The sequence below is a fragment of the Kutzneria sp. NPDC052558 genome, from assembly GCF_044547355.1.
In the GTDB taxonomy this organism is placed as follows: domain Bacteria; phylum Actinomycetota; class Actinomycetes; order Mycobacteriales; family Pseudonocardiaceae; genus Kutzneria.
Window position 1 is genome coordinate 156,042 of sequence record NZ_JBIUAG010000014.1, and the last position, 18,167, is coordinate 174,208.

At 70.9% G+C, this 18,167-nt stretch carries 20 protein-coding genes; 9 read left to right on the forward strand and 11 right to left on the reverse strand.

The features are described 5' to 3' along the window. Positions 1-89: 89 nt before the first annotated feature. Entirely contained in the window at positions 90-1,901 is a 1,812-nt protein-coding gene (locus ACIG5F_RS25545; protein WP_396521503.1) for a GTP-binding protein, read from the forward strand. Positions 1,902-1,980: 79 nt separating this feature from the next. Here ACIG5F_RS25545 and ACIG5F_RS25550 read toward each other — a convergent pair whose 3' ends face one another. After that, complete coding sequence (locus tag ACIG5F_RS25550; RefSeq protein ID WP_396521505.1) at positions 1,981-2,841, reverse strand: GNAT family N-acetyltransferase; 861 nt, start codon at positions 2,839-2,841, stop codon at positions 1,981-1,983. A 176-nt stretch (positions 2,842-3,017) separates the two neighbouring features. On the opposite strand from ACIG5F_RS25550, the gene ACIG5F_RS25555 reads away from it, so the two are divergent. From ACIG5F_RS25555 to ACIG5F_RS25570, 4 genes are read left to right on the forward strand one after another with little or no spacing between them, the layout of a single operon-like run. Beyond that, positions 3,018-4,568, forward strand: coding sequence for an NAD(P)-binding domain-containing protein (locus ACIG5F_RS25555; RefSeq protein ID WP_396521507.1), 1,551 nt, complete (start codon positions 3,018-3,020; stop codon positions 4,566-4,568). Next, positions 4,565-5,593: an alpha-hydroxy acid oxidase gene (locus ACIG5F_RS25560; protein WP_396521509.1), complete on the forward strand. Its 1,029-nt coding sequence runs from the start codon at positions 4,565-4,567 to the stop codon at positions 5,591-5,593. The genes ACIG5F_RS25555 and ACIG5F_RS25560 overlap by 4 nt, the downstream gene beginning before the upstream one ends. After that, on the forward strand, positions 5,590-6,867 hold the full coding sequence (locus tag ACIG5F_RS25565) for a cytochrome P450 (protein WP_396521511.1): 1,278 nt from the start codon (positions 5,590-5,592) through the stop codon (positions 6,865-6,867). The genes ACIG5F_RS25560 and ACIG5F_RS25565 overlap by 4 nt, the downstream gene beginning before the upstream one ends. Continuing rightward, positions 6,864-8,123 carry a cation:proton antiporter gene (locus ACIG5F_RS25570; protein ID WP_396521513.1) on the forward strand — a complete coding sequence of 420 codons (1,260 nt, stop codon included), beginning with the start codon at positions 6,864-6,866 and terminating at the stop codon, positions 8,121-8,123. Before ACIG5F_RS25565 ends, ACIG5F_RS25570 begins: the two co-directional genes overlap by 4 nt. 7 nt (positions 8,124-8,130) lie before the next feature. Here the strand turns inward: ACIG5F_RS25570 and ACIG5F_RS25575 are convergent, their stop codons facing one another. Beyond that, positions 8,131-9,279 carry a serine hydrolase domain-containing protein gene (locus tag ACIG5F_RS25575; RefSeq protein WP_396521515.1) on the reverse strand — a complete coding sequence of 383 codons (1,149 nt, stop codon included), beginning with the start codon at positions 9,277-9,279 and terminating at the stop codon, positions 8,131-8,133. Between the two features lie 157 nt (positions 9,280-9,436). On the opposite strand from ACIG5F_RS25575, the gene ACIG5F_RS25580 reads away from it, so the two are divergent. Both ACIG5F_RS25580 and ACIG5F_RS25585 read left to right on the forward strand, forming a co-directional pair. After that, positions 9,437-10,543, forward strand: coding sequence for a sensor histidine kinase (locus ACIG5F_RS25580; RefSeq protein ID WP_396521517.1), 1,107 nt, complete (start codon positions 9,437-9,439; stop codon positions 10,541-10,543). Then, positions 10,540-11,208: a response regulator gene (locus ACIG5F_RS25585; protein WP_396521519.1), complete on the forward strand. Its 669-nt coding sequence runs from the start codon at positions 10,540-10,542 to the stop codon at positions 11,206-11,208. The genes ACIG5F_RS25580 and ACIG5F_RS25585 overlap by 4 nt, the downstream gene beginning before the upstream one ends. Before the next feature lie 201 nt (positions 11,209-11,409). Here ACIG5F_RS25585 and ACIG5F_RS25590 read toward each other — a convergent pair whose 3' ends face one another. The 9 genes from ACIG5F_RS25590 to ACIG5F_RS25630 all read right to left on the reverse strand — a co-directional run bounded on the left by ACIG5F_RS25590 (position 11,410) and on the right by ACIG5F_RS25630 (position 16,650). Further along, positions 11,410-11,766, reverse strand: coding sequence for a hypothetical protein (locus ACIG5F_RS25590; RefSeq protein ID WP_396521521.1), 357 nt, complete (start codon positions 11,764-11,766; stop codon positions 11,410-11,412). 91 nt (positions 11,767-11,857) lie between these two features. Next, positions 11,858-12,349 (reverse strand): SRPBCC family protein, encoded by a 492-nt coding sequence (locus ACIG5F_RS25595; RefSeq protein WP_396521523.1) that lies wholly within the window; start codon positions 12,347-12,349, stop codon positions 11,858-11,860. Continuing rightward, the gene (locus ACIG5F_RS25600; RefSeq protein ID WP_396521525.1) at positions 12,346-12,699 is read right to left on the reverse strand and encodes an ArsR/SmtB family transcription factor; all 354 of its coding nucleotides are present in this window, start codon (positions 12,697-12,699) and stop codon (positions 12,346-12,348) included. Before ACIG5F_RS25600 ends, ACIG5F_RS25595 begins: the two co-directional genes overlap by 4 nt. Positions 12,700-12,720: 21 nt before the next feature. Beyond that, entirely contained in the window at positions 12,721-13,302 is a 582-nt protein-coding gene (locus tag ACIG5F_RS25605) for a DinB family protein (RefSeq protein WP_396521527.1), read from the reverse strand. After that, positions 13,299-13,484 carry a hypothetical protein gene (locus ACIG5F_RS25610; protein WP_396521529.1) on the reverse strand — a complete coding sequence of 62 codons (186 nt, stop codon included), beginning with the start codon at positions 13,482-13,484 and terminating at the stop codon, positions 13,299-13,301. Before ACIG5F_RS25610 ends, ACIG5F_RS25605 begins: the two co-directional genes overlap by 4 nt. Then, entirely contained in the window at positions 13,468-14,091 is a 624-nt protein-coding gene (locus ACIG5F_RS25615; RefSeq protein WP_396521682.1) for a transcriptional regulator, read from the reverse strand. Before ACIG5F_RS25615 ends, ACIG5F_RS25610 begins: the two co-directional genes overlap by 17 nt. A gap of 67 nt (positions 14,092-14,158) precedes the next feature. Further along, the gene (locus ACIG5F_RS25620; protein WP_396521531.1) at positions 14,159-14,593 is read right to left on the reverse strand and encodes an Hsp20/alpha crystallin family protein; all 435 of its coding nucleotides are present in this window, start codon (positions 14,591-14,593) and stop codon (positions 14,159-14,161) included. A gap of 191 nt (positions 14,594-14,784) precedes the next feature. Beyond that, entirely contained in the window at positions 14,785-15,300 is a 516-nt protein-coding gene (locus ACIG5F_RS25625) for a pyridoxamine 5'-phosphate oxidase family protein (RefSeq protein ID WP_396521532.1), read from the reverse strand. 54 nt (positions 15,301-15,354) lie between these two features. Then, positions 15,355-16,650 (reverse strand): amidohydrolase family protein, encoded by a 1,296-nt coding sequence (locus ACIG5F_RS25630; RefSeq protein WP_396521534.1) that lies wholly within the window; start codon positions 16,648-16,650, stop codon positions 15,355-15,357. Between the two features lie 94 nt (positions 16,651-16,744). On the opposite strand from ACIG5F_RS25630, the gene ACIG5F_RS25635 reads away from it, so the two are divergent. Further along, on the forward strand, positions 16,745-17,416 hold the full coding sequence (locus tag ACIG5F_RS25635; RefSeq protein ID WP_396521536.1) for a VC0807 family protein: 672 nt from the start codon (positions 16,745-16,747) through the stop codon (positions 17,414-17,416). Continuing rightward, positions 17,416-18,165 (forward strand): SDR family NAD(P)-dependent oxidoreductase, encoded by a 750-nt coding sequence (locus ACIG5F_RS25640; RefSeq protein ID WP_396521538.1) that lies wholly within the window; start codon positions 17,416-17,418, stop codon positions 18,163-18,165. Before ACIG5F_RS25635 ends, ACIG5F_RS25640 begins: the two co-directional genes overlap by 1 nt. Positions 18,166-18,167: the final 2 nt, after the last annotated feature.

The following is an 18,167-nucleotide window of genomic DNA, read 5'->3' on the forward strand; positions in this document are numbered from 1 at the left end:
GGCCATCCGCGATCCGGGAGGTTTCATGCGCCGAGTGTCCGACAGGCCCCATCCGCTGTCGTTCGCTCGCACCCAAGGAACCCACCCGCATGCGGATGCTCAATCTCGGCATCGTCGCGCACGTCGACGCCGGTAAGACCAGCCTGACCGAACGCCTGTTGTTCGACGCCGGCGCCATCGGCCGCCTCGGCTCCGTCGACACCGGCGACACCACCACCGACGGCATGGAGTTGGAACGCCGCCGGGGGATCACGATCCGTTCCGCGGTCGCGGCCTTCACCATGGCCGACCACCGCGTGCACCTCATCGACACGCCCGGGCACACCGACTTCGTGGCCGAGGTGGAGCGGGCGCTGGGCGTGCTGGACGGCGCGATCCTGGTGCTCTCGGCGGTGGAAGGAGTGCAGGCGCACACCCGCGTGCTGATGCGGACCCTGCGCGCGGCCGACGTGCCGACCCTTCTGTTCGTCAACAAGATCGACCGGCGCGGCGCCCGGCACACCGATCTGCTCAAGGACATTCGCCGCCTGCTCGGCCCGGACACGGTTGCCCTGAACCGGCCGGTACAGGTCAGCACTCGGGACGCCCATGTCGTCGACCTGCCGCCCGACCTGGACCTGGCCGAGGTGCTGGCCGAACACAGCGACGCGGCCTTGCGGTCCTATGTAGACGGTATCGATCCCTTGCTGCTGACCGAAGAACTCCGCCGCCAGGCCCGGCAAGGGCTCGTCCACCCGGTGCTGTTCGGCTCGGCCGTCACCGGGGCGGGCATGGCGTCCCTGCGCCGGGCGATCGTCGACCTGCTGCCGTCGGTCGATTCCGACACGGACGGGGACCTCGACGGCGTGGTGTTCGCGGTGGAGTACGACGGCGTCCGGTCGGCGGTCGCCCGCCTGTTCTCCGGTTCGCTGGCCGTGCGGGACCGGATCACCTACGCCCGGCGGGACCGCTCCGGCGCGGTGGTAGTCGAATCCGGTGTCGCCACTGGGGTTCTGGACGCCACGCGCACCCGCGCCCGGGTGCCGGCCGGCGGGATCGCCCGCATCACCGGCCTGTCCGGCCTGCGTGTCGGTGACCGCCTCGGCGTGACCGCGGCCGAGTCGAAGATCCGATTCCGGTTGCCGACACTGGAAACCATGGTGACGGCGGCCGAGCCGGACCGGCTGTTCGCCGCGCTGACCCGGCTCGCCGACCAGGATCCGCTGATCGACGTGCGGCGCGGGCAAGTCGCCGGCAGCCTCGTCGTCTCCCTCTACGGCGAGGTCCAGCGCGAGGTCATCGCCGCTCGGCTCCACGACGAATTCGGTGTGGCGGCGGAGTTTTCCACGCCCCAGGTGGTCTGCGTGGAACGGCTGGCCGGCGTCGGACACGCCGTGACCATGATGGGCGAGACCCTGCACGTCGCCACCATAGGGCTCCGCGTCGAGCCCTCGGACGACCCCGGCGTCACCTTCGCCCTGGAGGCCGAACGCGGCTCGCTGCCGGCCGCTTTCCTCACCGCCATTGAGGAAACCGTGCGCGCCACCCTGCGGGAGGGTCTGCACGGCTGGCAGATTCCCGACTGTGTCGTCACTTTGACCCACACCGGCTACTGCAGCCCGGTCAGCGTCGCCGCCGACTTCCGCAACCTCACCCCGATCGTCCTCACCGAAGCCTTGCGGCGCGCGGGAACCGTCGTCTGCGAGCCGTGGGAGGCGGTGGAACTGGAGGTCCCCGAGGAGTCGCTGAGCGCCGTGCTCACCACCCTGGTCCGCCACGGCGGCCTACCCGAGAATCCCACCGTCCCCAACCGAGTCGACGCCGTCCTGCCCACCGCCCGGCTCCGGGAGTTCCAACGCCTGCTCCCCGGCCTCACCGCCGGCGAAGGCATCCTCACCACCCGCCCCGCCGGCTACCTCTGACGCTTGGAAGGGGGCTTTCCTCCACTCCGAGTGTAGGAAAGCCCCCTTCCGCCCCCGCCCTGATGCGGGGGGCCGGGCGTTAGGTTAGGGGCTTGCGGAACCAGTGGTGGGCGTGGGGTTCGGCGTTGAACGGGGGCACTTCCTCGAAGCCGGAGGAGCGGTAGAGGGCGATGGCCTCGGTCAGGGAGCGGTTGGTCTCCAACCGGATCGAGGTCGCGCCCCGCTGCCGGGCCAGGGTTTCCAGCTCCACCAGCAGCCGCCGGCCGAGACCGAGGCCACGGGCCGATTCGCGCACCCACATCCGTTTCATCTCGCAGATGCCGGGTTCGGGCTCGTACATGGCGACGCAGCCGATCGGCTCGCCGTCGAGCCGGGCCAGCAGCACCAGCTCCACCTCGGGCTGGAGCACGACGTCGCCGTCGAAGCCGTCCTCGAACAGCACGGCCAGGTCGTCGAAGTAGGCCTGCACGCACTTCTGGGCGTCGGGATGGGCGGGGGAGACGACCTCGATCTCGACCATGCCGGCCCGCAGCAGGCGTTCCACGTCGGCCATGGCGGCGACCAGCCGCTGCCGCTGGCGGTCGGTCAGCGAGGAGAGCATGGCCTCGGCGACGCCGTCGCTGCCCCGGTCCAACGCCAGGCGCTCACGCCGGCCGGCGGCGGTCAGCCGGGCCACCCTGGCCCGGCGGTCGTCGGCGTCGGCCTCCACGGTCACGAGGCCGGCGGTCTCCAGGGAGCGCAGCAGCCGGCTCAGATAGCCGGAGTCCAGGCCCAGCGCGGAACGCAGGGACCGCAGGTCCCGGCCGTCGTTGATCTCCCACAGCAGCCGCGCCTCGCCCAGCGGCCGGTCGCCGCCGAGGTAGTGATCGTTCAGCGCCCCGACCCGCTGGGTGACGGTGCGGTTGAACCGCCGCACCTGGGCCACCAGATCCGCGTCCATATCTCTGACTATAGTCAGACAATATCGGACATGTCCACGGGGTGAGACGGAGTCAACGGTGAAACCGGGGCGACCACGCCGATTTCCAGGAGGGGCTGGGCTTTCTCTGATCTTCCTTTGAAGATCGGGGGCCAGGCTTCGCGCGTTGCGAAGGTCCTTACGGGGGAGGCGATGACGTGCCCGACGACATCCTCGACTATCTGGTCATCGGCGCCGGGCCGGCCGGCCTCCAGCTGGGCCGGCACCTGGCCGAGGCGGGCCGGTCGTACCTGATCGCCGAGGCCGGGCCGGCGGCCGGCTCCTCGTTCACCGTCTTTCCCCGCCACCGCACGCTGATCTCCAGCAACAAGCCGCACACCGGCTCCGACGACCCGGAGTTCAACCTGCGGATGGACTGGAACTCGCTGCTGTCCGGCGATCCGGACCTGCTGTTCACCAAGTACACCGACGAGTACTTCCCGCCGGCGCGCGAGTACGTGCGCTACCTGGAGGACTTCGCCAAGGCCTCGCAACTGCGCATCGCCTACGACACCCGGATCACCCGGGTCGAGCGGGACGGCGACTTCGTGGCCACCGACCAGAACGGCACCACCTATCGGGCCCGCCGGGTGGTGTCGGCGACCGGCGTGGTGCAGAAGTCCAACGTGCCGCCGGTCGAGGGCATCGAGCTGGCCGAGCAGTACGCCACGGTGTCGGTGGACCGGCGGGACTTCGTCAACCAGCGGGTGCTGATCATCGGGGCCGGCAACTCGGCCTTCGAGACCGCGGAGAACCTGATCCCGTCGGCCGCGGTGATCCATGTGGCCGCCCGCAACGGCCTCAAGCTGGCCTGGAAGACCCACTACGTCGGCCACCTGCGGGCGGTCAACAACAACTTCCTCGACACCTACCAGCTGAAGTCGCAGAACGCCGTCCTCGACGGCCGGGTGCTCAAGATCGCCCGTGACGACCAGGGCTACCTGGTCACCTTCAGCTTCGTGCGGGCCGACGAGATCGTGAAGGAAATCCGCTACGACCGGGTCATCTGCGCCACCGGCTTCCGCTTCGACCACGAGCCGTTCGTGGGCGCGGCCAAGCCGAAACTGGTCATCGACGACCGGTTCCCCGAGCAGACCTGCGAGTACGAGTCGGCGTCGGTGCCGGACCTGTACTTCGCCGGCACCATCACCCAGCAGCGCGACTTCAAGCACGGCACCAGCGGCTTCATCCACGGCTTCCGCTACGGAGTCCGTGCCCTGCACCGGATCCTGGAGCGCAAGTACCACGGGGTCCAGTGGCCCGGCGTCGACCATGCGGCCACGCCGGCGGCCATCGCCGACGCGATCCTGGCCCGGGTGAACCGCTCTTCCGCGCTGTGGCAGCAGTTCGCGGTGATCGGCGACGTCGTGGTGGTGGACGGCGACACCGCCCGCTACAGCGAGGAGCTGCCGGTCGGCTACGTGCACGACACGAACTTCGGGCAGGGCAGGGACACCTTCGTCATCACCCTGGAGTACGGGCCCGACCACGACAAGGTGGACCCGTTCGACATCACGGTCAAGCGCACCAAGCAGAACGATCCGACCGCCGCCTACGACGCCGCCTACCTGCACCCGGTGATCCGGCACTGGCGCGGCGGGCAGCAGGTGGGCGAGCACCACGTGGCCGAGAACCTCGAGAACGAGTGGGACAAGCCGGCGGCGCACGTCGAGCCGCTGGTGAACTTCCTGGCGGCGCAGCTCCGGTGAGCGCGGCCGACTTCGAAGCCCTGGCCCGGCAACGGCTTCCGGACGCGCACTACGACTTCTTCGCCGGCGGCGCGGGGGAGGAGTCCACGCTGCGGGCCAATACGGCGGCGTACTCGCGGATCGAGCTGCTGCCCCGGGTGCTGCGGGCGGTCGGCGAGCCGGATCCGGCCGCGGTGCTGTTGGGGATGCGGAGTCGGCTGCCGATCCTGTTGTCGCCCACGGCCTTTCATCGTCTGGCCCATGTGGACGGTGAGCTGGCCACCGCTCGGGCGGCCGCGTCGGCCGGCGTGGTGATGATCGTCTCCATGGCTTCGACCACGGCCGTGGAGCGCATCGCCCGCGTCGGCGCGACCCTCTGGTTCCAGCTCTACATGCAATCGGACCTGGCCTTCACCGAGCACGTGGTCAAGCGGGCCGAGTCGGCGGGCTGTCGGGCGCTGGTGGTCACCGCCGACTCGCCGGCCTTCGGCATCCGGGATCGGGACCGCCGCAACGGCTTCCACGACCTGCCCGACGGGTTGCGCTGCGAGAACATGGTCGATGACAGCGGTCACGCCAGGCCGATCGAGATGTTCGCCGGCATGTCCTGGGAGCACCTCGCGTGGCTGCGCCAGATCACGTCGCTTCCGTTGGTGCTCAAGGGAATTCTGCATCCGGCCGACGCGGCGCTGGCCGTGGAGCACCGGGTCGATGCGATCATGGTGTCCAACCACGGCGGCCGCCAGCTGGACACCGTGCCGGCGACGATCGACGTGCTGCCGGAGATCGCCGCCGCGGTGCGCGGCCGGGTGCCGCTGATCGTGGACGGCGGCGTGCGGCGCGGCACCGACGTGGTGAAAGCGCTTGCCCTCGGGGCCGACGCCATCGGCATCGGCCGGCCGGCGGTGTGGGGACTCGCCGCCGGTGGCGCGGACGGGGTGCGGGCGGTGCTGGACGAGCTGCGGGACGAGATGACCACGGCCATGGCCCTGCTCGGCGCGCGGAACCTGGCCGAGATCGACGCGAAACTGGTGCGGCGCCCATGATCGCGGCACGGGTGGTGGCGCTGCGGGAGCGGATCTTCGCCTGGGTCAACGGCGACGAGGGAATCCCGGTGCCCGGCGACCGGTTCGACGCGGCCGCGTTCCGAGAGCTCTACGCCAGCCCGGCGGCGCACGGCCGCAGCGAAGGCGCCGGCCTGTCCGACCTGTTCTGGTACTGGCTGGCCCCGGGGCCGCAGGTGCACCAGGAGCACCTGGAGAACGGCCCGCGCTACGAGCAGGCGGCGCGGACCTCCCGCCAGGTGCTGGCCGTGCCGAAGCCGAAGATCGAGGAGCTGGCCCGGCGCTGCGCCGCCGGCGTGCTGGACGAGTTGCCGCACCAGGAGATCACCGAGGTCCGGCTGCGTGACCTGATGATGCCGATCTGGGCCGAGGTGTACTACGAGCTGGTGTTCCACGAGCCGTGCCCGCGGCCGGCGCGGGACCTGATCGTGGCCAACGCCGACGACGTGGTGACCGCGCTGAAGGGCAGCGGCCTGCGGCACATGCGCCGCCGCAACCGGCTCACCGCGTACCTCAAGGGCCGCCTCGGCGACGTGAAGGCGCAGCTGCCGGAGCTGTTCAGCCCGGACGAGCAGGCCTGGTATCTCCAGGGCGCGTTCTTCAACACGGCCGTGGTGCAGATGTCCGAGGCGATGACCCACCTGCTGCTGGCCGTGGCCCAGCACGAGAAGGTGCAGGACCGGCTGGTCCGCGAGCCCGGCGACGACGACTACCTGGACCGGGTGATCAACGAGGCGCTGCGGGCGTTCCCGCTGTTCGGCATCGCCCACCGGATCACCACCGCGGACATCGAGGTGAGCGGCTCCACCGTCCACAGTGGATCGGTGCTGCTGTTCAACTACGCGGCCTACCAGAACAGCGGCTTCGAACGCCCCGAGGAGTTCGATCCGGACCGCTGGGAACACCTGTCGCCCAAGGATGCCACGTTCATCCCGTTCGGCGTCACGGCCAACCGCGCGTGCCCGGCTCGCGGCGTCGCCCCGGTCAGCATGCGGGCGGTGGCCCGGGAAGTGTTGCGGCGCTTCACCTTGGCCTCCTCGGTCAGCCACACCCGGTCGATCCCGCACCGCGGCCCGTGCCTGCTGGTCGACCGAGCCCGCGAGCTGCCGCTGGGGGCGCCGCTGCGGCGGATGCGGCGGCGGGACCGGCGCGAGGACGTCACCCGCAGCCTCGCGCAGCTGGTGCTCGGCAGCTACATGGTGTGGGACGCTCGGCGCAAGGCATTGTGCCGCAACTATTTTGGGGAGCAGGCATGAGTGCGTCGGAGTTCGCGTCGACGTTTTTCCTCGCCGTGGTGGCGATCCTGCTGTTCTGCCGGCTCGTGTCGTACGTGCTGGGCAAGGTCGGGCAGCCGGCGGTGGTCGGCGAGATGATCGCCGGCGTGCTGCTCGGGCCGTCGCTGCTCGGGCTGCTGCTGCCCGGCGTGGAGGGCTTGCTGTTCCCGGACGCGCTGCGGCCGGTGCTCAACGTGGCCGGCCAGATCGGCCTGGTCGGCCTGATGTTCCAGGCCGGCCACGAGTTCGTGGCCAACCGGCCGCCCAAGGCCGGCCGCACCGCCGGCTTCGTGTCGGCCGCCGGCATCGTCACCCCGATGGTGCTGGGCATCGGGATCACCCTGGGCGCCAACGGAAGCGTGAACATCTTCAAACCAGGCGTGTCGCCGACGGTGGCGGCGCTGTTCGTCGGCGTCGCGCTGGCCATCACCGCGTTCCCGATGCTGGCCCGGATCATCAGCGAACGCGGCCTGTCCGGCACCCGCTTCGGCTCCATCGCCCTGGCCTGCGGCGCGATCGACGACGTGGTCGCCTGGATCCTGCTGGCGGGCGTGCTGGCCATGGCCTCCGGGCACACCGCCCCGCTGCTGGTCGCGGTGATCGGCGTGGTGGTCTTCGGCGTGCTGATGGCGACCGTGGTCCGGCGGCTGTTGGCATGGACCATGGGCAATCCCAAGCTGACCGCGGAGATCCGGCTGCTGGTCACCGTGGCGGTGCTGTTCGCCGGCGCCGCCTTCACCGGCGAGATCGGCTTGTACTCGGTGTTCGGCGCGTTCTGCGTGGGCATGGCGATGCCGCGCACGCCGGCGTCGGAGAAGGTGGTGGACACCATCGGCCCGGTGATCCGGATCGTGTTCGTGCCGCTGTTCTTCACCTATTCCGGCCTCAACACCAAGTTCGGCCTGTTCGCCGATCCGGCGCTGCTGATCTTCGCCGCGATCTGTGTGACCGTGGCGATCATCGGCAAGTTCGGCGGCTGCTGGGCCGCGGCCCGGGCCCTGGGCGAGCCGGGGCCGGTGGCCAGCCGCATCGCCGCGCTGATGAACGCCCGCGGCCTGATGCAGCTGATCGCGCTCAACGTCGGCCTGTCGGCCGGCATCGTCAACTCCGAGCTGTTCACCGTGCTGGTGCTGGTCGCGCTGATCACCACCACCATGACCACGCCGGTGCTCAGCTGGCTCGACCGCATCGACGCCCGGCGGGGGACAGCGCTGCCCGAACCGGTGGGCGTCGGTTAGCGGCCGGTCAGGACGTGCCGCAGAACGCGTGCTCCAGCAGGTCGACGCTCACATCGTGGTTGACCGGCGGGATCCCCGCCTTCGGGACCAGGGCGTCGTTGTTGATGGTGATGACCACACTGCGACGACCGTCGGCGCTGATGCCGTCCCGGGTCTTGAAGCCGGGGATGTCCCCGCCGTGCGCCCAGTAGCCGCCGCACGAGGTGGGAATCCATATGATCCCGAGTCCGTACCGCGCGTTCGGCCATGACCGGTCGAACTCGTGCGCCGGCACCGTGGTTCGCATCTGCCGCAGCTGCGCCGGCTTCAGCAGCCGACCGCTCAACAGCGCGCGTAGGAACGTGTTCAGATCGTCGGTGTCGCTGATGATCGCGCCGGCCGCGCCGGCCCACGACGGGTTCATCACGGTGGCGTCGATCACCGGTCCGTCCACTGTGAACCGTTGGTAGCCGACGGCATGCGGTGACGGCAGGTACGGGTCGTTGCCGGGCAGGTAGGTGTCACGCAGGCCGAGCGGCGCGATGATCCGCCGCCGCACCTCGTGCTGCCAGTCGTGCCTGGTGATCTTCTCGATGATCATCCCGGCCAGCGCGTAGTTGGTGTTGGAGTACGACCAGCCCGTGCCCGGCGCGAATTTCGGTGGGTGTCGCATCGCCAGGGCGACCATGTCCGGCGCCGGGAACGTGCGCAACCGGTCCGCCTCGAAGCCTTCCGGCGTGCGGAGGAAGTCCAGGTATTCCGCGTAGTCCGGCAGCCCGCTGGTGTGCTGCAACAGGTTCCGGACGGTGATCTTCGTGCCGTCGTTGCCGTTGCCCGTCACCACGCCGGGCAGCCAGCGGTCCACCGTGTCGTCCAGGGACAGCTTGCCCTCGCCGACCAGTTGCAGCAGCACTGTGGCGACGAATGTCTTGCTGGCGCTGCCGATCCGGAAGTGCGTCTGCCACGACACCGGCGTTCGAGCGGCTGTGTCTCCATATCCGCTGCGCACCTTCGTCTTGCCGTACGGAGTGTCCATTTCCACCAGGACACCCGGTGCGCCCAGGTCCAGCAGGGCGTCGGCGTCCCGTTGCAGCACGTTTCGGGTGTCCGCCACGGCCACGCCGGTCGACGCCAGCACCCCCACCAGCGCAACCATCGTGATCACTGTCCTGCGCATGTTTTTCCCCTCGATTCGACTGCCGGGTCAGCCAACCAGCCCGGGCCGGGCGGCCGACATCGTCCTGCGAGGGATCTTCGGCTACCCCGCTGGTACTAGCCGGAGATCAGCCCATGGGGTGGCGACCGCCGGCCACGGCGGCGGCTACCGTGGGCCGGTGCGTGGCATTCTGCGGTCGGTCCAGTTGGACATCGCGCTCGCCGTGGCGCTGACCGCGTTCGAGATCGCGTCCGTGGCCGTGGCGACCGACGGTCGGGCGAACTGGCTCACCTACCTGTTCGCCGGGCTCTCGTTCGCGCCGATCGCGCTGCGACAGCGGGCGCCGCTGACGAGCACGCTCGTGATGGGCGGCGCGGTGCTCGGCAGTCTGCTGTTCGGCTATCCCGGCCTGTCCGACAGCGGCCTGGGCGTGGTGATCGGCTTGTTCTCGGTGGCCCTGCTCCGACCGCTGCCGGTCGCGCTGGTCGCCCTGGGTGTGGCGTTGGCCGTGCTGGGTGTCCATTTCACGGTGCTCGTCGGTGACGTCGACAAGCTGGCGCTGGTCGGCAGTCCCGCCGTGCAGTACCTGGTCGCGTTCGGCCTCGGCGTCAGCACCGGCCGTTGGTCCCGTCGGATGGAGCGGACGGCCGAGCAGGCCACGCGGGCCGTCGCCGAGGAGCGCATCCGCATCGCCCACGAGCTGCACGACGTGGTGGCCCACCACATGTCGGTGATCTCCGTGCAGTCCGGGCTGGCCGAGTACGTTCTGGACAGTGACCCCGAGGTGGCCCGCGAGGCCCTGGCCACCGTCGGCGACACCAGCCGGGCGGCGCTCGCGGACATGCGCAAGCTGCTGGCCGTGCTGCGGGTCGACGACCCCGGCACCCAGCCGCAGCCCGGACTGTCCGAACTGGACGGACTGCTCGATCGGTTGCGCGCCACCGGGTTGCCGGTCGAACTGGCCGTCACCGGGACTCGGCGGGAGTTGCCGCCCGGGGCCGACCTGTGCGCCTACCGGGTTGCCCAGGAGTCGCTGACCAACGTGCTCAAACACGCCGGGCCCGCCACCGCCCGGCTCGATCTGGACTACGGGGAGCGCACCCTGACCGTGAAGATCACCGACGACGGCCGGGGCGCCCGGGCCCGCGACACCGGCGCGCCCGCGCGCGGCATCATCGGCATGACCGAGCGGGCCGAGCTCTACGGCGGCGTGCTCACCGCCGGCCCCCGCCCCGACGGCGGATTCGCCGTGGTGCTTCGACTTCCGTGTCCGGAGGCGGTGTGACCACCCGGGTGCTCATCGCCGACGACCAGGCCCTCATCCGCGCCGGGCTCGCCGCCCTGCTGCGGGCCGCCCCCGGCCTCGACGTCGTCGGCGAGGCCGAGAACGGCGCTCAGGCCGTGGACCTCGCCGTGTCCCTGCGGCCGGATGTCGTCGTCATGGACATCCGTATGCCCGTGCTCGACGGTCTCGACGCCACCGAACAGATCCTCGCCGCCGTCCAGCCGCCGCCCCGGATCCTCGTGCTCACCACCTTCGACCTCGACGAGTACGTCTACCGCGCCCTTGGCGCCGGCGCCGCCGGCTTCCTGCTCAAGGAGACCCCTCCCGCCGCCATCGTCTCCGCCGTCCGCGCCGTGACTGCCGGCGACGTGCTCATCAGCCCCGCCGTCACCCAGCGCCTCGTCGAGACCCACTCCCTCCACCACCGCCGCGCCACCCTGCGCTCCCTCGACCTCGCCCCCCTCACCGCCCGCGAGACCGAAGTCCTCCGCCTCGTGGCCCACGGCCTGAGCAACCCTCAGATTGCCCAACGCCTCGTCCTCAGCGAGTCCACCGTCAAGACCCACGTCAAGAACCTCATGGCCAAACTGGGTTTGACCAGCCGCGCCCAGGTGGTGGTCGCCGCGTACGAGGCGGGCCTGGTGGTTCCGGGCCGCTCGGACTGACAGAAGCACCCACCCGCCCTCCCCGCTCGCTGCCCAACAACGCCAGGTTAGGCCCGTTACTGGCGTCATGAAGGGCCCCATACTGACGTTCAACGTCATGAAGGGGCCCTTCCTGACGTTGAACGTTGTGAAGGGGCCCTTCCTGACGTTCAACGAGAGGATCGGTCCCTTGATCTTGGGGTGGTGGGGCGGGGGCGGGGGCTAGGGGAGCCAGCGGAGGGCGGCGTCGGCGGTGTCGTCGGGGGTGCTGTTGAAGGCGATGGCGGCGTTGGGGGCGTGCCGGTGGACCAGGTTCACGGTGTTCTCGAACAGGCCCAGCAGCGGCTCGTGCTTGCGGATGCCGCCGCCGACCACGACGCAGGCGTACTCGGCGCGGGTCAGGGCGGCGGCGATGGCTCCCTCGGGGTCGTCGTCCGGCGCGACCAGGCACATGTCGGCCTCGATGCCCAGCTCCACGAACCGGGCCTCGCCCCGGGCAAGCGCGGCCAGCACCGGCTCGGGATCCCAGCCGTCCAGCCGAGTGGGATCGAGCCCGATCACCAACACCCGCCCGGTCACCGCGTGTTCTCCCGGTGCGACGTGATCGCCGCTGCCTGCCCGGTCACCATGTGTTCTCCCGGCTTGGCGTCGTCCTCATCTCCTGGCCTCCTCAGGCTTTGCCGACCAGGGCGGCGTAGTAGGCCTCCATGGCCGGGAAGTAGTCCTTGAAGAAGTCGGGCTGGGGCGTGCCCTCCCGGGCGGCGGTGAGCATGTCGAGGTAGTACTCCCAGCCGGAGCCGATGCCGCCGAGGTTGTCCAGGGAGTCGAGGTGGTGCACGAAGGTCAGCTCGGTGGTGTCGCCGGTCTGCGCCAGCAGGAGCTCCAGCTTCCACCCGCCGTGCTCGTCGGAGGCGGACACGGCGAGGCGGCGCGGCGGTTCGCAGGCGTCGATGCGCAGTTCGGTCCACGGGGCGTTCTCCTCGAACGCCATCTGGACCTTGATGGTCCGGCCGGTCCCGCCCTCGCCCTCCCAGCGGCCGAACCAGCGGGCGGTGCGCTCGGGCTCGGTGACGCTGGCCCACACGTCGTCGATGGGCGCACGGTAGGTGCGGGTCAGCGTCAGGTCCCTGTCGAAAAGGCGGCCGGTGGGTCTTGGGCTCATGCGGTGCGCTCCTCGGTTGCGGGCCGGGCGCGGCGCTCCCGGCGGGTGCGGTGGACCTCGGTGTCCAGTGCGTCGAGCCGGTGCTGCCAGCCGGAGGGCCGGGCGAACTGGGCGAGCCAGTCGGCCAGCTCGGTGAGCCGGTCGGGGGCGAGCTCGTACAGCCGTTGCCGGCCGACGGGCGTGTCCACGACCAGCCCGCTGGCCCGCAGCACCCGCAGGTGCCGGGACACGGCCGGCCGGCTGACCTCGAACCGCTCGGCGATCTCGCCGGCCGACAGCGGCCCCTGGCGCAGCATCACCAGGATGTCCCGGCGCACGGGGTCGGCGATCGCGCCGGCTACCTCGTCCACGGCGGAAGCGTAACCACCTGGTTACGGGTTCGCAAGGCGGTGCCGGTCGGCGGCGGCCTGGATGCCGGCCACGTACGGCTCCCAGTACTCGGCGCCGCCCAGCTCGTCGTGGTCCTCGCCGCCACGGCCGTCGATCAGCTCACGCACGATGTCGGCGTGCCCGGCATGGCAGGCGGTCTCGGCGATCATGCGCACCACCAGGGAACCGAGCGTGGTCCGCCGACGCTGTTCGGGCCACCAGGCCACCGAGGCGGGCGCGTCGACGCCCAGCTGCTCGATGGACTCGTCGCTGTGCCGCCAGGCCAGTCGGTACAGGTCGAGCAGCTCCGCCCGCGACTGGTCGGCGGTGGCCCACATGTCCGCGCCGTCCCACACGGAGTTGTCCTCGTACCAGGTGAGCGTCACCGGGGCCGGCCGGCCGACGGAGTCGCCGAGGTAGCCGAACTCGTTGCCGGCCAGGTGCTTGACCAGCCCGAGCAGGTTGGTGCCGGTCGGGGTGAGCGGCCGCCGGATGTCGTACTCGCTCAGGCCGTCCAGTGCGGACACGATCCGGTCCCGCGATTCCTGGAGGTAGCGGCGCAGATCGCCGGTGATTTCGGTCATGTGTTCGAACCTAGCCGAGTAGCTGCCACACCGCCCCGGCAACGGAGGCATCGGTCGTCGGCCATGGCCAGCAGGTCGGCCGGCGACACCGTCTGGGCGTCCGACGCCGTCAGGTGGTGCCGGGCAGTGTACTCCCAGGTGGAGAAGTAGGTCTCCAGCCGGAAGTCAGGCAGGGGCGGCATCGCCGGGCTCCTCGCGGGTCAGCGCGAGCAGTTGGTAGACAGCCGAGCGCGACACGCCGATGGCCCGGGCCACGGTCGGCACGGCCCGCCGCTGGTCGAAGACGCCGGCCTCGGCCAGTCGGGCCACCAGCTCCTGGCGGTCCGATTTGGACAGTCCGGCCAGCGTGGTTCCCCGGTCCCGCACGAAGTTCGCGACCGTCTCGTTGAGCTGCTCGGTCCAGTCCCGGGCGAACAGCGCCGCCGGCTGCTCGGTGGCCGGCGCGGCGAAGGCCGCCAGGACGCGGGCCGCGGCGTCGAACGCGGACCGGTCCACGTTCACGCACAGCACCGCCTCCGGGCGGCCTTCGTCGTCGCGGATCACCGCGCTGACACTGGAAAGTCGCCGCCCGTCGGGCAGCGACTTGGGGTACGGGCCGTAGACGCCCGCGCCGACCGGGGTGAGCTCGTCGAGCTCGCCCAGCAGCGACGGGTCGCCCACGGTCCGCCTGGACAGCGGGTTCCAGACGGCCAGCACCGAGTCCGTGGCCGGGTCATGCAGCACCACCTCGGCGTGCGGTGAGAGCAGGCGGGCGATCGCCTCGCACACCGGGGCCAGCCGGTCGGTCATCGGGGACACGCTGTGGACGGTACATCCACCGTGGACATTTCGTCTACGGTGGATGCACCGGGCTTGGTCAGGCCTCGACCTGGGCCGGGGCGCCCGCGGTCACCGCGATCCGGCGGGACTGGGCCTTCTCCACCACCGGCACCCGCAGGGTGAGCACACCCGCGTCGTAGCTGGCCTGGATGCCGTCACGGTCGAGGGTCTCGCCGAGGAACACCCGCCGGGTGAACGTCCCGGTCGGCCGCTCGGCCACCTGCCAGCGGACCTGTTCGTCCTTGGCCGCCGGCCGCTCGGCCTTGACCGTCAGCACGTTGCGCTCGACGTTGACGTCGATCGACTCCGGGCTGACCCCGGGCAGGTCGAACGTGACGACGAACTCGTCGCCCTTGCGGAACGCGTCCATCGGGATGGCCGCCGGGCGAACGCTCGCCTGGCGCACCCGGCCGGCGCCCGCGCCGAACATCAACCGCTCCAGCTCGCGGAACGGATCCGTGCGCACCATCATCGCGCACCGCCCCTCTCTCGGGTCTCTTGGCGGCCCCTTGCCGCCGACACCCTTGACAACGGTCGACTCAAGCTTTTGATTCCCAGATGGCTCAGAAAATTTTGGCGGCATGGTGTGGAGAGTGCTGACCTGGGTAAACGCACCGCGGTCGCGGGCGACCGAAGGGCCGGGCACTTGGGGCAGGGGCCGGCTCAGAAGTCCCAGCGGGTCGCGCCGTACGGCTCGGCGCAGGCGACGCCGAAGGCGGTGCGCAGGGTGAGGCGGTACAGATGCCAAGGGGCGGGGCCGGCGCTCGGGGCCATGAAGGCGGCGGTGTAGCCGCCGTTCTCCACGACGGCGGGCCAGCCGCCGCTGCGGTAGACAGCGGCGATCCGCTCCAGGGTGTCGGCGTTGTCCACGCGACGGGCTTCACCCTCCAGCACGAGGTCGAGGCCGCGAAGCCGCACGGAAACACTGCACGAGGGGTTGGCGGCCAGGTTGCGCGACCGGCGGGTGCCGGGCCCGCCGACGAACCACAGGGCGTCGTCCACCCAGATCGCCCCCACGCCGGCCGAGTGCGGCCGCCCGTCGGGCCGCACGGTGGCGACGAAGAACGTCAGGTCCTCGCCGGGGGTCTGGGTGGCCAGCAGGTCGCGGGGACGGCTCCACGGCAGCTCGTCGTGGCCGTCACGGTCGAGGTTGCGGGTCGAGATCGGCTCGTTCGTCATACCTGGGTGTCGAACGAGCCGACCCCGATTCGACATCGATCCGAAAAAAGTCGGTCACGGCTGGAAGTGACCGCCGCCCACGATCACGGCCCGGATCGCCCGGGTGTGGGCGATGTCGTCGAGGGGATTGGCCGCCAACAGCAGCAGGTCGGCGGCCTGGCCGGGGGCGACGGCCCCGAAGCGGTCGGTGGCGCCGAGGAAGCGGGCGGGGTCGGAGGTGGCGGCGCGCAGGGCGTCCAGGGGCGAGAGGCCGGCCCGGACGAGCAGCGCGAGCTCGTCGTGCAGGCTGTGCCCGGGTACGAAGGTGTCGGTGCCGGCGAGCAGCGCGACGCCGGCCCGGTGGAGTTCTCGCACGAGGTGCAGGCTGTGCTGGAAAACCGCCTGTTCACGGTCCCTGGTCGCGGCGTCCGGGGACCACGAGCCGACCTGGGCCCATGCGGGGCGCAGCGCGGGCTCGATGTCGGGCAGGTATGGCGTGAGCGGGAAGTCCGGGGTGCCGACCGTGGCCTTGGCCTCCAACACGGCCAGCGTCGGCACGTGCCAGGTGCCGTGCCGGAGGAAGGTCCGGCACAGCGCGGCCAGCCGCGCGGGGTCGTGGGTCACGGCGGCCAGGTGGTTGAGCTGGGACAGCCGGGTGAACATCCCAACCGGATCGCTGACGTCCAATGTGGACAAGCCGGCGCGGATCTCCTTCTCGGACAACGATGTGCCCAGTGCCAGCCCGTCCAGGTGCTCGATGCTGCGCTGGCCGGACGCCGCCGCCGTGGCGATCGGCACCGTCCACGGGACGTGCCCGGCGAACGGCACCCCGGTGGCGGCGATGGCGGCGTAGGCCTCGGCCGGCAGCTGCGAGTACACCTTGAGGAACTCGGCCCCGTCGTCGACGCAGCGAGCCACTGCCGCCGTCGCCTCGTCGGCGCTGGTCAGGGCGATCGACCCCGGCCGGCTCGGCCGCGGACCGTCGAGAATGGGGCCGGCGAACACCATGCGCGGGGCCAGCCAGTCGCCACCCCGCAGCCGGGCCCGCCATTTCCCGTGCACCGGCGCGCCGCCCATGTGCCGGATGCCGGTGACGCCGCGGGCCAGGAACTTCGGCAGTGTCGACTCGTCGAAGGTGTGCACGTGCATGTCCCACAACCCCGGCAGGGCCACCAAACCGGTGCCGACCAGCACCTCCGCCTCGGCGTCCAGCGAAGCGCCGGCCGCGGCGATCCGACCGTGCCGCAACAGAAGGTCCTGGTGGGTGCGCACGGAGCCGGCCGCCGGATCGAGCACGGTCACGTCGGTGACCAGCAGCGGCGTGGCAGACCGGAATCCGGCCAGTTCGGGAATCGCATGAGAACCTGTCATGCCCCACCAGAATAACATGGGGTGCAGCTACCTCCACCCCGAACGGGCAGCCAGGTGCATACCGCGGCCGGATCCCGGGAAATAGCGTTGCCGCATGGCAATCGCAGCTCAGACCGGACGAACGGCCGACCCGCGCAAGGCGGTCGTGATCAACCTGGGCGTCAATCTCGTCGCCCCGCTCGCCCTCTTCTACGGCCTGCGCGCCGCCGGCGTGGACCAGTGGCTGGCCCTGATGCTCGGCGGCGTGCCGCCGACAGTGCACGCGCTCCACACGGCGTTCGCCCGGCGGCGGCTGGACGGGCTGGCCCTGTTCACGCTGTCGATCCTGATCGGGAGCGTGGCCACCTCGTTCGTGGTCGGCAGCCCGAGGTTCCTGCTGGCCAAGGACGGCTGGATGACCGCGGTGGCCGGGGCCTGGATCCTGGTCACGTTGCGGAAAACGCCGTTCCTGCAACAGTTCATGCAGTCGCTGACCTCCGGCGAGGTCCGCCAGCGGTTCACGGCCTGCTGGTCCGACTCGCCCTCCTACCGGCACGCGATGCGGGTCGCGACGGCGGTGTGGGGCGTCGGGCTGGTGCTCGACGCGGGAATCCGGGTCCTGCTGGCGTACTCGCTGCCGGTGGACCAGGTGCCGCTGGTCAACACCCTCCAGTACATCGCGGTGTACACGCTGCTGCAAATCTTCACCCAGCGCTACCTGCGGTCGAAGTCTTTGCGGGACAAGGTGTTGGCCGAGTCGGGCCAGCTGATGGGCGGGAAGAGGTGATGGCGGAGGTCGTGCTGGTGACCGGCGGCGCGAGCGGCATCGGCGCGGCGGTGGCCCGTCGGTTCGCGGGCCGGGGCGCTCAGGTGGTGATCGCCGACGTGAACCCGGCCGGCGAGCAGGTCGCGGCGGAGATCGGCGGCCTGTTCGTACGGACCGATGTCGCGAGGCTGGCGGACAACGAGGCCGCAGTCGCGGCGGCCCGGAAAGCGTTCGGGCGCCTGGACATCGTGCACCTCAACGCCGGAATTGGCGGCGGTGGCACGGAGTTGGACCTCGACCTGTACCGGCGGATCATGGCCGTGAACCTGGACGGCACGATCTTCGGCATCAGGGCGGCCGTGGCCAGCGGGGCCAGGGCGATCGTGGTGACGGCCAGCCTGGCCGGCGTCTCGCCGAGCCAGTTCGACCCGGTCTACTCGGCCAGCAAGCACGCGATCGTCGGCCTGGTGCGCTCGTTGGAGATTCCCGGCGTCACGCTCAACACCGTCTGCCCCGGCTTCATCGACACGCCGATCATCGCCGAGGCCCGGGACTTCCTGCTGGAGCACGGCATGGCGCTGGCCGACCCGGACGAGGTGGCCGCGGCGGTCGAGCAGGTCGTCCGGGGCGGGGAGACCAACCAGGTCTGGGAGGTCCAGGCGGGACGGCCGCCGACCCTCGTGCAGTTCCCGACTATCGACCTCAGCCGCGCCGAGCCTTCACGGAATCTCCACACAACCTCCGCCACCGCTGGGGAAGGCCTGCGCTAGCT

What these genes read in the sequence shown, in the direction of transcription:
- ACIG5F_RS25545 (WP_396521503.1), top strand. Translation starts at nt 90, where the DNA reads ATGCGGATGCTCAATCTCGGCATCGTCGCGCACGTCGACGCCGGTAAG.
- ACIG5F_RS25550 (WP_396521505.1), bottom strand. Translation starts at nt 2,841, where the DNA reads ATGGACGCGGATCTGGTGGCCCAGGTGCGGCGGTTCAACCGCACCGTC.
- ACIG5F_RS25565 (WP_396521511.1), top strand. Translation starts at nt 5,590, where the DNA reads ATGATCGCGGCACGGGTGGTGGCGCTGCGGGAGCGGATCTTCGCCTGG.
- ACIG5F_RS25570 (WP_396521513.1), top strand. Translation starts at nt 6,864, where the DNA reads ATGAGTGCGTCGGAGTTCGCGTCGACGTTTTTCCTCGCCGTGGTGGCG.
- ACIG5F_RS25575 (WP_396521515.1), bottom strand. Translation starts at nt 9,279, where the DNA reads ATGCGCAGGACAGTGATCACGATGGTTGCGCTGGTGGGGGTGCTGGCG.
- ACIG5F_RS25595 (WP_396521523.1), bottom strand. Translation starts at nt 12,349, where the DNA reads ATGAGCCCAAGACCCACCGGCCGCCTTTTCGACAGGGACCTGACGCTG.
- ACIG5F_RS25605 (WP_396521527.1), bottom strand. Translation starts at nt 13,302, where the DNA reads ATGACCGAAATCACCGGCGATCTGCGCCGCTACCTCCAGGAATCGCGG.
- ACIG5F_RS25610 (WP_396521529.1), bottom strand. Translation starts at nt 13,484, where the DNA reads ATGCCGCCCCTGCCTGACTTCCGGCTGGAGACCTACTTCTCCACCTGG.
- ACIG5F_RS25615 (WP_396521682.1), bottom strand. Translation starts at nt 14,091, where the DNA reads ATGACCGACCGGCTGGCCCCGGTGTGCGAGGCGATCGCCCGCCTGCTC.
- ACIG5F_RS25620 (WP_396521531.1), bottom strand. Translation starts at nt 14,593, where the DNA reads ATGATGGTGCGCACGGATCCGTTCCGCGAGCTGGAGCGGTTGATGTTC.
- ACIG5F_RS25625 (WP_396521532.1), bottom strand. Translation starts at nt 15,300, where the DNA reads ATGACGAACGAGCCGATCTCGACCCGCAACCTCGACCGTGACGGCCAC.
- ACIG5F_RS25630 (WP_396521534.1), bottom strand. Translation starts at nt 16,650, where the DNA reads ATGACAGGTTCTCATGCGATTCCCGAACTGGCCGGATTCCGGTCTGCC.
- ACIG5F_RS25635 (WP_396521536.1), top strand. Translation starts at nt 16,745, where the DNA reads ATGGCAATCGCAGCTCAGACCGGACGAACGGCCGACCCGCGCAAGGCG.
- ACIG5F_RS25640 (WP_396521538.1), top strand. Translation starts at nt 17,416, where the DNA reads ATGGCGGAGGTCGTGCTGGTGACCGGCGGCGCGAGCGGCATCGGCGCG.